The 13,571-nt window shown below is 67.5% G+C and carries 13 protein-coding genes; 9 read left to right on the top strand and 4 right to left on the bottom strand.

Annotated features, from left to right (window positions below; all coding sequences use genetic code 11):
* The first annotated feature begins 18 nt into the window (after nt 1–18).
* Nucleotides 19–1,560, top strand: coding sequence for an HPP family protein (locus NL112_RS10090; RefSeq protein ID WP_255148708.1), 1,542 nt, complete (start codon nt 19–21; stop codon nt 1,558–1,560).
* Nucleotides 1,561–1,743: 183 nt separating this feature from the next.
* On the opposite strand, the gene arsN2 is transcribed toward NL112_RS10090, so the two are convergent.
* Nucleotides 1,744–2,184, bottom strand: coding sequence for an arsenic resistance N-acetyltransferase ArsN2 (gene arsN2 / locus NL112_RS10085; RefSeq protein ID WP_255148707.1), 441 nt, complete (start codon nt 2,182–2,184; stop codon nt 1,744–1,746).
* Nucleotides 2,185–2,780: 596 nt separating this feature from the next.
* Nucleotides 2,781–3,110 carry a hypothetical protein gene (locus NL112_RS10080; RefSeq protein WP_255148706.1) on the bottom strand — a complete coding sequence of 110 codons (330 nt, stop codon included), beginning with the start codon at nt 3,108–3,110 and terminating at the stop codon, nt 2,781–2,783.
* Nucleotides 3,111–3,520: 410 nt separating this feature from the next.
* Here NL112_RS10080 and NL112_RS10075 point away from each other — a divergent pair, with 410 nt between their 5' ends.
* A complete protein-coding gene (locus NL112_RS10075; protein ID WP_255148705.1) occupies nt 3,521–4,345 on the top strand; it encodes a DUF7537 family lipoprotein in 825 nt (274 codons plus the stop codon).
* Nucleotides 4,346–4,739: 394 nt separating this feature from the next.
* Here the strand turns inward: NL112_RS10075 and NL112_RS10070 are convergent, their stop codons facing one another.
* Complete coding sequence (locus tag NL112_RS10070; protein WP_255148704.1) at nt 4,740–6,965, bottom strand: CDC48 family AAA ATPase; 2,226 nt, start codon at nt 6,963–6,965, stop codon at nt 4,740–4,742.
* Between the two features lie 221 nt (nt 6,966–7,186).
* Between NL112_RS10070 and larC the strand changes: the two genes are divergently transcribed.
* Together larC and NL112_RS10060 are read left to right on the top strand one after the other, a co-directional pair.
* Nucleotides 7,187–8,461, top strand: coding sequence for a nickel pincer cofactor biosynthesis protein LarC (gene larC / locus NL112_RS10065; RefSeq protein ID WP_255148703.1), 1,275 nt, complete (start codon nt 7,187–7,189; stop codon nt 8,459–8,461).
* Between the two features lie 47 nt (nt 8,462–8,508).
* Nucleotides 8,509–8,862, top strand: a complete 354-nt coding sequence (locus NL112_RS10060) for a DUF952 domain-containing protein (RefSeq protein WP_255148702.1) — start codon at nt 8,509–8,511, stop codon at nt 8,860–8,862.
* Here the strand turns inward: NL112_RS10060 and NL112_RS10055 are convergent, their stop codons facing one another.
* Nucleotides 8,863–9,606 (bottom strand): hypothetical protein, encoded by a 744-nt coding sequence (locus NL112_RS10055; protein ID WP_255148701.1) that lies wholly within the window; start codon nt 9,604–9,606, stop codon nt 8,863–8,865.
* 77 nt (nt 9,607–9,683) lie between these two features.
* Here NL112_RS10055 and radB point away from each other — a divergent pair, with 77 nt between their 5' ends.
* From radB to NL112_RS10030, 5 genes are all read left to right on the top strand, one after another.
* Entirely contained in the window at nt 9,684–10,382 is a 699-nt protein-coding gene (gene radB / locus NL112_RS10050; protein WP_255148700.1) for a DNA repair and recombination protein RadB, read from the top strand.
* 124 nt (nt 10,383–10,506) lie between these two features.
* The gene (locus tag NL112_RS10045) at nt 10,507–10,890 is read left to right on the top strand and encodes a hypothetical protein (RefSeq protein ID WP_255148699.1); all 384 of its coding nucleotides are present in this window, start codon (nt 10,507–10,509) and stop codon (nt 10,888–10,890) included.
* Between the two features lie 65 nt (nt 10,891–10,955).
* Nucleotides 10,956–11,675 (top strand): SDR family NAD(P)-dependent oxidoreductase, encoded by a 720-nt coding sequence (locus NL112_RS10040; RefSeq protein WP_255148698.1) that lies wholly within the window; start codon nt 10,956–10,958, stop codon nt 11,673–11,675.
* A 160-nt stretch (nt 11,676–11,835) separates the two neighbouring features.
* Nucleotides 11,836–12,159: a hypothetical protein gene (locus NL112_RS10035; RefSeq protein ID WP_255148697.1), complete on the top strand. Its 324-nt coding sequence runs from the start codon at nt 11,836–11,838 to the stop codon at nt 12,157–12,159.
* A 173-nt stretch (nt 12,160–12,332) separates the two neighbouring features.
* Entirely contained in the window at nt 12,333–13,562 is a 1,230-nt protein-coding gene (locus tag NL112_RS10030) for an MFS transporter (protein ID WP_255148696.1), read from the top strand.
* Nucleotides 13,563–13,571: the final 9 nt, after the last annotated feature.

Genomic DNA, 13,571 nt, shown 5'->3' with positions numbered 1-13,571 from the left:
GGTCGTGTACGCGGAGTCATGGACGGGCTCCGCGAGCGCTGGGGGGCGCTCCTGCGACGGCTTCGCCGCCTCGAACGACGGGAGATACGCGAGTTCCGCGCGTGGCTGGAGACGACCCGGAACCTCGTCCACCTGACGGTGCTGTTGCTGGTGCCGTTGCTCATCGCCGCGGTGACCGCCATCGCCAACGCGGAGAGCCTCCTGCCGTTCGTCCTCTTTCCCCCGCTGGCGTCGGGGACGTTCACGCTGTTTGCGGACCCGGAGGGCCGGTACGCCTCGCCGACGCAGTTCGTCGGCGGCCTGACCGCCGGCGCCGTCTGCGGGTCGCTGGCGATGGCCGCCGCGATGTTCACCGGCATCCCCGGCGGCGGCGGGACGCTCGACAGCATCTCCCCGCTGGCGGCGGGGACGGCCATCTTCCTCACCGGCGGGGTGACGTGGGCGTTCGACGTCGAGGAGCCGTCGGCGTTCTCGACGGCACTGCTGGCACTGCTCGCGCCCGCGTTCGTCGCCGAGGGGCGCTCCCTCGAGGTGCTGGGGCTGTTCGTCGTCAGCGTGTTCGTCGCCTCGTCGCTCGTCGCGGGGGCGTTCTACGTCTGGCGCGAGCGGTTCTACGACCGCCGCGCGGAGTTCCTCTACCAGTCGACGAAAGGCGACGACCACGTGCTCGTGCCGATGCGCGACTGTGCGGACGCGACGGTGATGCTGGCGGCCCGAATCGCCGCCGCCCACGACGCCGGCAAGGTCGTCCTGCTCGACGTGGTCGAAGACGAGGACGTCGCGGTCGCCGAACGCGACCTGCTGGCGGAGGGCGACGGGGACGACGACGCTCACGGCACGGACCCCACAGACCCCGCTCGCCCCGGGGAAGCGGTGGACGCCGACGCGATGGCGGACGTCGAATCGGAGGCGACAGAGCGGGCCACCGCCGAGGCCGCGACGGAACTGGAGTCGCTCGCCGGCCGCGTCGAGACGAAGGTAGGCGTCCCCTGCGAGGTGGTCGTCGCGGTCGACGGAGGTTCGCGGTCCGGCACCGTCCAGACCGCCGCCGACGAGACGAACTGCGACCTCATCGTCACCCCGTACGAGGAGCAGTACGGCGGTCTCTCGCGGTTCGTGCGCGAACTGTTTCGGGGCGACATCGATGTGCTCGTCCACCGTCCGGGCGCGGAGTCGCGGACCCGCTGGCGGGAGGTGCTGGTGCCGGTGCGTCGCGCAAGCGACGCCGCCCACGCGATGCTGGAGTTCGCCCAGCGGCTGGCGGGGTCGACCGGTCGGGTCGCGGTCTGTCACTGCATCGGTGCCCGCGACGACCGCCGGCGCGCGGAGTCGATGCTGTCGAACCTCGTCGAACCGTTCCACGCCACCTTCGAGACGCGCGTCGCCAGACAGGAGATAGAGAAGTTCCTCGAGCGCACGGCGCCGCAGTTCGACCTCGTCATCATCGGCGCCTCAACCGAGCGGTCGAAGGCCTCGCGGTTCGTCTCGCCGCCCACCTTCGAGCGCATCCAGGACCTCGACTGCGACGTGGCGATACTGGACCGGAACTATCGCTACTAATCCGCTTTTTGCCGGGGGTCGAGCGGAGCGAGACCCCCGGCAAAACCTGGTGGGTGATATGCCGCGCGTGCTCCTTCGACGCGGCTTCGCCGCGTCTCAGTCAGCGCGCTACGGCTCGCTCACTCCGCTCACGAGCCGCGAACCGCGTCGGCGCGCTTCGCGCGCCTCGCGGATGCTCGGGCCTCAGAGCCGCTTGCGGAGACACGTCGCGGACGCCGGGCAGAGTTCCGAGAACTCGGTGGTCCGCCGAATCGCGGCAGGTGCCGCCGACCGCTCGATTTCCTCGTAGCCGCGCCCGGCGAAGAACGCGGCCGCGGTCGTCGTCAGCAGGTACAGCGCCTCGACGCCGCGGTCGCTGGCCTCGCGTTCGAGGGCCGCACACAGGGCGGTTCCGACGCCCTCGTCGCGGGCCGTCTCCTCGACGACCACCGAGCGGAGCAGGCCCTCCGAACCGTACGCTTCGATGCCGCCGACGCCGACGCGTTCGTCACCGTCGTACGCGACGTAGAAGCAGTCGGGCTTCGAGCGCACGTCGGTCGCGGGCAGGTCGTTCCGCGCGAGCAGGCGCTCGACGTAGGCGAGCGCGTCCTCGTCGGTCCGCTGGAGGGTCACGGAGGGGGTCACACTCGACGTATCGGTCCGCACGGCTAATTGCTTTTGCAGACGAAATCCGGGGACTCCACTCGGCTCCCGCGAACCGCGTCGGCGCAGGTCACGGATGCCCGCTACGGTTGCCTGTCTCGTCGAGTGAACGGTTCGGATTCTGTCGAATACGCCTGGCATAGCTATTAATGCGGTCACAAGGAATGTTGTAGTCGAGGTGATGAGTTTGCTGGGTTGGGATATGGGGGATATGAATTTCGACCGACTGGGGGACTATCTCGCGGTGGCGGTTGGAACCGGTCTGCTCGTCGTGTTTTACTCTGACGCCTCGGTTATGGCCGGCGTGTCGTGTCACTTCGAGGGGACGTGGGGTCGCGTGTATGAGCTTCTTGGAATCTACGTGCCCAGAGTCGGATTCGGGGTGACCTTGGGGCCGCGTATCGAATACTGGATGGTGTGGTGGAACGATGGCTGTAATCGACACGATATACCATTACTGCTATTCGTCCTCGCGGTCGGGGCACTAACTCTCGGAGGACTTCGCATCTATCGTCGCCACCACCCAGATTCACCCACCTGACTTGGTAGCTACACCCTCTACATCGGTCAGTGTGATATCACTCTCCAGTAATCGACTGACAGTCTGCTTCGAGTCGAATGTCCGGTGTCCCGTCCTGAGCACTCTCTACGTATATCTCGATACCGGCCTCATTCGGGCCATCGCAGGGAAGTTCCGATTGCTCGAAGCCCGGCCAGTCGCGTTCAAATCGGGTTCCGTCAACGGTCACAACGATTGTCTCGGGGTTGGTCGATGCTGGAAACGTCGCATCCTCATCAGCCTCGTTACTATCTGAGAGCTGGTATTCCTTCTCGAAAAGGGCCTCACCACCCTCGTTCGTAACCGTGACCGTAACGTGGTGGGTCTCGTCACGGTTACCAAGATACATCTTCACCCAATGTGGATAGGACTCTCCCTCGCTCTGATTCGGGGACCAACCTAGAGCTGCACAACCGCTGAGGGAAGTGAGTACGGCACCCGTACCCGCTAGTAGCGTGCGTCGGCTAATGGAGGGCATTGTATCCTGCTATTCAATCCCGTTTCTCGAAAATCGTTACTATTAGTGCTATATAGGTGGTCAAGTTCAATGGCTCTATCACCCACGTACCAACTGAGCGCGTCAGGGGGGACAGTTGTCGAGGCAAGCGGATTTCAACAAGGCCGACAGCACGTATCTCGCAGTCGGTTCTGATCTACTTCCCCTGAGCGTCACAACACCGGGTTGGGACGAGATCGCCCTGCGTTAGAGATGTGGTGATTATCAGCAGTTTTACCTTTGAACCGACTAGCTAGTCGCCTGTGCGTGCGTCTCCGCTCCCAGCGATCGCTGTCGTCGCCCTCCTGGTCTTAGCGGGATGTGCTGGACTTCCGGGCACGGGTGGGAACCAGCCGTCGCCCGACGCGTCCCCCGACGATTTCCCGACGGCGTCGGCGATCAATCAGTCGGTGTTCGACACCCACACGAGCGCGCTGGCCGACACGAGTTTTACTCTCTCGGTCGAGAGAGCCGAGAATGAATCCACTCCCGTAGCGGAGAAGAACTTCACGTACAGGAACGAAACGAGCCGGTTTCTCGTCGAGCCCGGGGCCTCACAGTACCTCGTACACTCCAACGCCACCGGCGAGAACTCCTTACTACGGAACAGCTCCGTATACTCGAACGGGACTACGGCGTACCGGCTGTCGAGGGAGAACGACACGGATGTGTCCACCGTCGCCTCACCGCTGCCGGTGTTCAACGAATCGAGCGACGAATATCTCTGGCATGGATGGTTCGGCTACGACATCGACTCGTTCGAACGCGTTGCGATTAACGCCACCTTCCAGCGCGAAGGCATCGAGACGTTCCAGGACGTTCCAGTGATGCGTTACGAGGCCACCGGCGTCGACGCTCTGTCCGACACGCGGCTGTGGGACGAGAACGCGAGTAAGCAGTTCGAGGCGTTCTCAGCGACACTCCTGGTCGACGAAGACGGCGTCGTTCGCCACTACGAGTACGAGATCGTCTTTCCCGTCATCGAGAACCGCCCCCGGCGGATTGCGGTGTCGTACACCCTGACCGACGTGGGAAGCACTGACATCGAGAAACCGGATTGGGTGGCAAACGCGACGGCGGGGTCGTAACTACTCGGCTCGATACCGCCGACCTCCCGGGTGAACAATCCAACCTCTGTGTCTCGCACGCCGCTTCTGACAGATGCTCGGTAGAACACGTCTCGGTGCGGTAACTCTCTGCTCTGTATCTACCACCACGTCTTCTGTGTTTGTCAAGGCCATCTCGGGTCATCGGTTTCCGGTTGCGACCACATCCTCATCAGACACGGCATACCCCGAGCGAGTGAAACGAGCGAGGGGGTTCACCGCTGACGACCGAAGGGAGTCAGCGGGACCAAGGGCCGACTAACGCGGTGCGACCGGAGGGAGCACTGCGGCTGGAGACCCGCCGTGTCTTTTTCCACCAGTTTTTGCCCGACCGAGGCGCGGCGAAGCCGCGCCGAGGGAGATGCAAAAAGTGGGGTTACTGGAACCCGATGCGGCCGCCCTGCGAGTGGCGCTCGATGCCCGAGGAGCCGCCCTTGAACTGCTCTTCCATCTGCTCGAAGTAGTCGCGGATGTCCTCGTTGATAGTGGGCCGGACCTGTTCGAGCGCGCGCCGGAAGTGACGCATCTCCGTCTCGTCGGCCGCGTCGTCCTCGCGGAGCGCCTCGATGGCCGCCTCCCGCGCGATGGATTCGAGGTCGGAGCCGACGTACCCTTCCGTGATTTCGGCGAGTTCGCGCAGGCTCACGTCCGGGGCGAGCGGCATGTTCTGCGTGTGGATGTTGAGTATCTGCTCGCGGCCCTCGACGCTCGGCTCGCCTATCATGACGAGGCGGTCGAACCGGCCGCTACGAATCAACGCCGGGTCTATCATGTCCGGGCGGTTGGTCGCGCCGATGACCATCACGTCACCCATGTCCTCGAGGCCGTCGAGTTCGGTCAACAGTTGGTTGACGACCCGCTCGGAGACGTTCGAGCCGACGTCGCCGCCCCGGCCCGGCGCCAGCGAGTCGAGTTCGTCGAAGAAGATGACCGTCGGCGACACCTGCCGCGCCTTGCGGAACGTCTGCCGGATGGCCTTCTCCGACTCGCCGACCCACTTCGAGAGCAGTTGCGGCCCGCGCACCGAGATGAAGTTCGCGTTCGTCTCGTTCGCCACCGCTTTCGCCATCAGCGTCTTCCCCGTGCCGGGCGGGCCGTAGAGAAGGACGCCGCTGGGCGGGTCGATGCCGAACCGCTCGAACTTCTCGGGGCTGGAGAGCGGCCACTCGACGGACTCCTGGACCTTCCCTTTCGCCTCTTCGAGGCCGCCCACGTCGTCCCACGAAATCTTCGGGAGTTCGACCAGCACCTCCCGCATCGCCGACGGGTCGACCTCGTTGAGCGCGCCGCGGAAGTCGTCCCGCTTGATTATCATGCGGTCGATGAGGCTCGGCGGGATGTCCTCCTCGTCGAGGTCGATTTCGGGGAGGTAGCGCCGCAGGGCCTTCATCGCGGCCTCCTTCGTCAGGCTCTCGATGTCGGCGCCGACGAACCCGTGGGTCTCGTCCGCGAGGTGGTCGAGGCTCACGTCGTCCGACAGCGGCATCCCCCGGGTGTGAATCTGGAGTATCTCCTTGCGGCCGGTCTCGTCGGGGACGCCGATTTCGATTTCGCGGTCGAACCGACCCGGCCGACGCAGGGCGGGGTCGACGCTGTCGACGCGGTTGGTCGCGGCGATGACGATGACCTGGCCCCGAGATTCGAGGCCGTCCATCATCGTCAGCAGTTGCGCGACGACGCGGCGCTCCACCTCGCCGGTGACGTCCTCGCGTTTGGGCGCGATGGAGTCGAGTTCGTCGATGAAGATGATGGAGGGCGCTTCCTCGCTCGCGTCCTCGAATATCTCCCGGAGTTGCTGTTCGCTTTCCCCGTAGTACTTCGAGATGATTTCGGGGCCGGCGATGGAGAAGAACGACGCCGACGTCTCGTTGGCGACGGCTTTCGCCAGCAGCGTCTTCCCGGTGCCGGGCGGCCCGTGGAGTAACACCCCCTGTGGCGGTTCGATACCGAGTTTCTTGAATATCTGCGGGTGCTTCATCGGGAGTTCGACCATCTCCCTGACCCGCTGTATCTCGTTTTGCAGGCCGCCGATGTCCTCGTAGGTGATGCCGCCGCCCGTCTTCTCGAACCCCGAGATGGGCTCCTCGCGGAGTTCCACCTCGGTGTCTTCGGTGATGAGGACGACGCCCTCGGGGTCGGTGTCGACGGCGATGAGCGGGATGGCCTGTCCCGGCGAACGCATGAACGGGTGGTTCGTCGACGACATCACGGGGACGATGTCGCGCTGGACGACCGGCCGCTTCAGTATCTGGCGTTTCACCATCCCGGCGGCGTCGGAGCCGAACTGGACGGACGCCTCCTCGGGCGGCGCGAGCACGAGTTCGTCGGCCTTCGTCGCCTCCGCCTTGCGGATAGTGACCCGCTCGCCGATGCCGACGTCGGCGTTCTGTCGGGTGAATCCGTCGATGCGTACGGTGTCGGTGTTCCAGTCCTGCCGGTCGGCGCGCCACACCTTCGCGGCGGTGGTGTCGGCACCCTCTATCTCGATGATGTCTCCCGGGGAGAGCTTCAGGTGAAGCAACGTGTCGGGGTCGAGGCGGGCGATGCCGCGACCCGAGTCGTTCGGGTACGCTTTCGCCACCTCCAGTTGAACCTCGTTCATGGGCGTGGTATACCCTGACACTCAGGTCGGCGCGGAGATATGCCTTTTGCTCCGACACTCGTCTCCCTCACGTCAGTCGAAAATCACCTCGTCGGTGAACGGCCCGCGCCACGCGGTCTGGCACACGTCGCCCCCGCCGGGGAAGCGCCGCTCGGCCCACGTCGTGGCCGGCCGGCCCGGGCGAGAGGAACGCTTTTTCGCCCCGACACCGGGATACCGGTATGCGAACGCTCGCCTTCGACGGCCGTACAGGCGCGGCCGGCGACATGATACTCGGGGCCTTGCTGGCGGCCGGAGCCGACCGGGAGGCGCTCGGCCCCGTCGAAGACGCGCTTCCCGTCGAGTACCGCGTCGAGCGCGTGGACCGCAACGGCATCACAGCGACGAACGTGGACGTCCTGCTCGCGGAGGCCGACGGTGGGGACGACCACCACCACGACCACTCGCACGGTGACCACCACCACGACCACTCGCACGGTGAGGACGACCACACGCACGCGGAAGGGCACGGTACCTCCCGGATGTACCCGGAGGTGCTCGACGTGGTCGACGGGATGGAGGTCCCGACCGACGTGGCCGAGAACGCCCGGGAGGCGTTCCGGGTTCTCGGGGAGGCCGAGGCCGCTGTCCACGGCACCGACCTCGATTCCACCCACTTCCACGAGGTGGGCGCGGACGACGCCATCGCGGACGTGGTCGGCGCGTGTCTGCTCGTCGAGGACCTCGGCGTCGAGCGCGTGGTGACGACGCCGGTGTTCGCGGGAGGCGGCGAGGTGGAGATGAGCCACGGGACGTACCCGGTCCCCGCCCCGGCCGTCGTCAACGTCGCCGCCGCCGCCGACTGGGAGCTCCGGGGTGGGCCGGTCGACACCGAACTGCTCACGCCGACCGGCGCGGCGGTCCTCGCGGTCCTCGCGGAGGGCGTCGACTCCCTGCCCCCGATTCGGGTCGAACGGGCGGGCTACGGCGCGGGAACGAAGGATTTGGACGACCGGGCAAACGTCGTCCGCGCGGTCGTCGGCCGCCGTCAGGGTGGCCTCGTCCGCGACGACGTGCGGGTGCTGGAGACGAACGTCGACGACGCCTCGCCGGAACTGCTCGGGGGACTCCAGCGGTCGCTGAAGGAGGCGGGTGCGCTCGACGTGACGATACTGCCGGCGACGATGAAGAAGTCGCGACCCGGCCACCTCGTGAAGGTGGTGGTGAAACCCGAGAACGCCCAGCGAGTCGCCCGTCGTCTCGCCGAGGAGACGGGGACGCTCGGGGTCCGGGAAGCGAACGCCGGCCACCGCTGGATAGCCGACCGGCGCTACGAGACGGCCGAGGTGTCCGTCGACGGCGACAGCTACGAGGTCGCGGTGAAAGTCGCCAGCGACGCCGACGGAGAGGTGTACGACGTGAGCGCGGAGTTCGACGACGCCGACGCCGTCGCCGCGGAGACGGCCCTCCCGACGCGGGAGGTGATGCGCCGCGCGGAGAACGCCGTGCGGAACTGACCCACGGCACCCGAACGGCTATCTCCGTTCCCCGGTGTGGAGCAGGCATGGACGCCATCTGTCACGTCGTCGCCCGCGGTGAGTGGGACCCCGACGCCGACGAGTACCGCCACGAGACGCTCGACAGCCAGGGATTCATCCACTTCTCGGACCCGGAGCAGGTCGTCCCGGTCGCGGAGTCGAACCACGCGGGCGAGGAGAATCTCGTGATACTCGTCGTCGACGCCGACGCCGTCGACGCCGAGGTGGTGTACGAGGCGTTGGGCGACGCCTCGGAGCCGTACCCGCACGTCTACGGGCCGCTGAACACCGACGCCGTCGTCGAGGCCGTACCGTTCCCGCCCGACCCGGACGGCGGGTTCTCGCTTCCCGAGCGGGTTCGGACGCTGGCGGAACGGTGACTACTCCTCGCCGTCCGCGTCGCCGTCGCCCCGGTGGGCGGAAAGCGCCTCCTCGATGGTCAACTCCCCGACTGCAACCCGGCGGGCCAGCGCCGCGTCGATGGTGCGGCCGTCCTCGCTCCGCTCGCGAGAGCGGTTCTTGATGGCCTGGATTTCGCCCGGGGTCGGCTCCACGTCGCGCGACTCGATGCGTTCGCCCTCCAGACGCGCGATGTTCACGGCCGCGAGCACGTCGCCCATCCCGCGGGCGCCGGTGCCGAGATACGGCGTCGTCCCCGTCTCGTCGACGAGTTCGACCGGCACGTCGTCGAGCGCGTCGACGAGTTTCGCACCCTGCAACCGGGCGCCGTCCCCGATGCGGACCAGCGGGTCCGGCGCGCCGGCAATCTCCTCCCGGACCGTCTCGGCGGCCCCCTCGACGGGGACGTGGAACGCCGCCGTGACGGTGTCGCCGACCAGCACCGCGATGCCGGGTCGCTCCCCGGGGTCGATGCCGACGACGGTACGGCCGGACTCCCCCCGCAGCAGCGTCAGCGCCTCCTCGACGGCCCGGCGCGGGTCGTCGGCGTCGCCACGCACCACCGGCACCTCGGCGTCCACCTCGTCGTCCGGGCCGGCGACGACCACCTCGCAGTCCGGCAGGTCGTCGCCCGGCTGGACGGTCGTGAACGTCACTCCGCGGTCGCGGAGTTCGCCCACGACGCCGTGGTACAGCTCGAAGTCCTCGGTGGCGACGACTATCACGCTCCGACGTTCGTGGGCGCGAGCATAAGCGCGACGGGATACGGGAGTTTTTGGGCGATGACGGCCAACCCCCGAGCGTGAGCGAGCCGATTCCGACGGGCTGTACGGCGGTCGACGACCTGCTGGGCGGGGGGTTCGAGCGCGAGGCCGTGACGCAGGTGTACGGACCGCCGGCGGCCGGCAAGACGAACCTCGCGCTGTCGGCCGCGGTGGGGGTCGCCGCCGGCGGGGGGACCGCCCTCTACATCGACACCGAGGGGCTGTCGGTCGACCGGTTCGAGCAACTGGCCAGCGCACGCGCCGACGAGGACCAGTCCGTCGACGACATCGCCTCGCGGGTCATCATCTCCGAGGCCCACGACTTCGCCGAGCAGGAGGAGGCGGTCAGGGACGCCGCGGAGTTCGCCGAGCAGGTCGACCTGATAGTGCTCGACTCCGCGACGGGGTTCTACCGGCTGGAACGAACCAACGAGTCGGGCGGCGAGGCGCTCCGGAAGGTCGCCCGACAGGTGACGCACCTGCTGTCGCTCGCCCGGAAGGAGGAGCTCGCCGTCGTCATCACGAACCAGGTGTTCTCGGACCCCGAAAGCGAGAGCGAGCGCGTCCGCCCCCTCGGCGGGAACACCCTCACGCACTGGTCCGCGACGGTCGTCCGACTGGAGCGGTTCCGCGGAGGGAACCGGCGGGCGACCCTGGAGAAACATCGGTCGCTCCCCGCCGGCGAGCACGCACGGTTCCGCATCACCGACGCGGGACTGGAGAGCGTCGAGGAGTAGCGGGCCCGCGTTCTCTCCGTCGGGACCCATCGGACCGCTCGGTCGCCGGACGCGGTGGTCGAGACCGACGGTACTTTCGGCCGGGGCGATACGGATACGACCGGTGACAGTGTCCGAGGCCTGTTTGAGAGGCGGACTGGACTATCTCACGGGGCACGTCGACCTCTCCGGGAAGATCGCCGTCATCGCCGTCGGACGGGACGCCGTCCACTCGGAGCCGTTGCTCGTGACCAGCTGGTCGGAATCCACGCATCCCGAGCGCGGGTCCTTCGTCGAGACGATATTCCCGCCCGAGTACCTCGCACATTCGTTTGCCCCCGACGAGAACGTTCGCGTCGCGTACGACCACGAGGGGGACGTCACGACGACGTCGCCCCTGGGGGAGTGGGACGGCGTGACGTTTTTCGATGTCGCGAGCGCCGACCGCCGGACGTTCATCGAGAGCAACGAGGCGGTGTTCACCGAGGACGAACGCATGTTCGAGACGCTCGTCGGGATGCTCGATTGAGAAGAAGGGAGCCACCGGACGACCACCACCAGTACGATTTTACTGCTACTTGCCTAGCCAACGGCATGGCACGCACTGCAGTCATCGCGGGCGTCGGCCCGGGGTTAGGTGAATCACTCGCCCGCAGGTTCGCGGCCGAAGGCTGTCGCGTCGCGCTGTTCGCCCGGTCGGGCGACTACATAGCTGACCTCGCGGACGACCTGCCGGACGACGGGGACGGACTCGCCGTGCAGACGGACCTCACGGACGTCGAGCAGATTCGCGAGGGGTTCGAGACGGTCCGGGAGGCGTTCGGCCCGGTCGACGTCCTCGTCAACCACGCGAGCGCCGCTTCCTGGACGGGGCTCATGGATACGAGCGTCGAGGAGTTCGAGCAGGCCTGGACCGTCAACGGCCGTGGTGCGTTCGTCTGTTCACAGGAGGCCGTCGCCGACATGCTCGACAGGGGCGGCGGGACGGTCATCTTCACGGGCGCCACCTCCTCCGTCCGGAGTCTCGGCGGGACCATCGGGTTCACCGCCGCGAAGTTCGCGGCCCGCGGCATGGCGATGGACATCGCCCAGGAGTTCGGCCCCGAGGGCGTTCACGTCGCCCACGTCGTCATCGACGGCCAGATAGACGGTCCCGAGGTCCGCGAACGGAACCCCGACCGGGAGGCCGACACGTTTCTCGACCCCGACGAGATGGCGGAGACCTACTGGCATCTCGTCGAACAGGACCGCGTCGATACGCAACCGTTCGAGGTGCATATCACGAACGGCCCGCAGAACTCCGAGTTCATCTGACCTCGCGTGGCCCCAGCGACGAAGACCGTGACGTGCGGACGCCGACGGAGCCACATCGGGCCGTGCAACGTAGCACGGGAGAGCCACGGGCCCGATAGCGAGTACGACGCTACGCCCGTCGGGAGTCGAATTTATCACCGTGTCAATCGATGGAGACGATATGGTCCCCGAGTCCGAACGGTCGGCCGACGATACTCACCCCGAAACGCGAGGGGCGGAACCGGACGGCGGGACCGCCCGTGCGTTCGACGACGCCGCGCTGTACTCGGTGGTTCGCACCGCCGTCAAAGACGCTCTGCTCGACGTTATCGGGACGGTCCTGCTGGTCGGTATCGGTGCCGTGTTGACCATCGCCGGTGGTGCGGCCGTCGTACAGGCGTCCGACATCACGGGCGTCGCGGTCGGCGTCTGGCTCGTCGCCCTCGGCGTATACATCGCGGCCACCGCGCTCGAGCTCGTCCCCTCGGTCCGGAACTGGTTCTGACCGTCCGATACGGAGGTCGGTGTCCTCGGATTCGTGCCACTCGGCACCGGTGTCGACCTGCCGTCCGCGAGTGCGAGGCCGCAGTCGTCGACACCCCTTCACGGAGTATCGAAACCGGCCCACGGCACGGCCGAACGACAGGTTGAAGCGACCCCTCCGAGAGGCACACGTACGTGTCGGACACCGAGCACTCGACGGCTACTCAGCCCACCGGCGGGGCCGACTCGGCATCGACGGCCCACCGAGTCGGCGTTCTCGTCGGCGCGAGCCTCATGTCGGTGTCGCTGGGGGCGTACGAACTCGTCCCGGCGAGCGTCACCCCGCTGATTCAGGATTCGCTCGGCGTCGGCCAGTCCGCCGCCGGGCTCGTCGTCGGGGTGATGTTCGGGACGGCGGTGGTCGCCAGCCTCCCAGTCGGCGTCCTGCTCGACCGGACGGACTCGCGTCGAACCGTCGCAGTCGGCATCGGCCTCCTGCTCGTCGGGGGCGCGTGGGGCTGGCAGGCCGCAACCGACGGCGCCTACTGGCCGTTGCTCGCGTCGCGCGTCCTCGGCGGCATCGCCTACGTCGTCACCTGGAACGCCGGCATCGACATCGTCGGCCGCTCGTTCTCCGGGCCGAATCAGGCGACCGCCGTCTCGACGTTCACCGCAAGCGGGCCCGTCGGCTTCGCCCTCGGACAGGCACTCGGTCCCGTCGTCGCCGGCGTCTGGGGGTGGCCCGCCGTCTTCCCGGTGTTCGCTGTCTGCTCACTACCAGGGCTCGCGCTCTTCCTGGCGACGAGCCGTGGGCTGGGGCGCGCCGCGGCGACGCCGACGCCGACGTGGGCCGACCTCCGCGGCGTCGTCACGGACCGCCGGGTACTGCTCGTCGGGGCGCTCGGCTTTCTGGGCTACGCGCTCTATCTGTTCGTCAACAGCTGGGCCCCCTCGTATCTCACCCAACAGCTCGACCTGTCGCTCGCGCTCGGCGGGGCACTGACGGCGCTGTTTCCCGCCGTCGGCGTCCTCTCGCGGGTGACCGGCGGCCTGCTGTCCGACCGGCTGTTCGGCGGGCGACGCACGCCCGTCGTGCTCGGCTCGTTCGTCGTCGCCACCCCTATCGTCGCCGGGTTCACCGGGCTCCAGCGGATTCCGGTCATCGTCGCGGCGCTACTCGTCTCCGGGTTCGCCATCCAGCTGTGTCTCGGGCTCGTGTTCGCGTACGTCCGGGAACTGGTCGCCCCGGAGGTGGCCGCCACCGCGGTGGCGTTCCTCACGAGCGTCGGACTGGCCGGCGCGTTCCTCGCCCCCATCGCCGCCGGCGCGCTCATCGAACTGGTCGGCTACCCGATTACGTTCGGGCTCGCCGGCGGGCTCGGGCTGGTGGGCGTCGTGCTGGCCCTGTACGCGCCGGAGCCGTGAGGCGGTCGG

Source organism: Halorarius halobius (assembly GCF_024298865.1).
GTDB lineage: Archaea > Halobacteriota > Halobacteria > Halobacteriales > Haloarculaceae > Halorarius > Halorarius halobius.
Note: the sequence above shows the minus strand (reverse complement) of the source record. Positions and strands in the feature narration are given on the sequence as shown.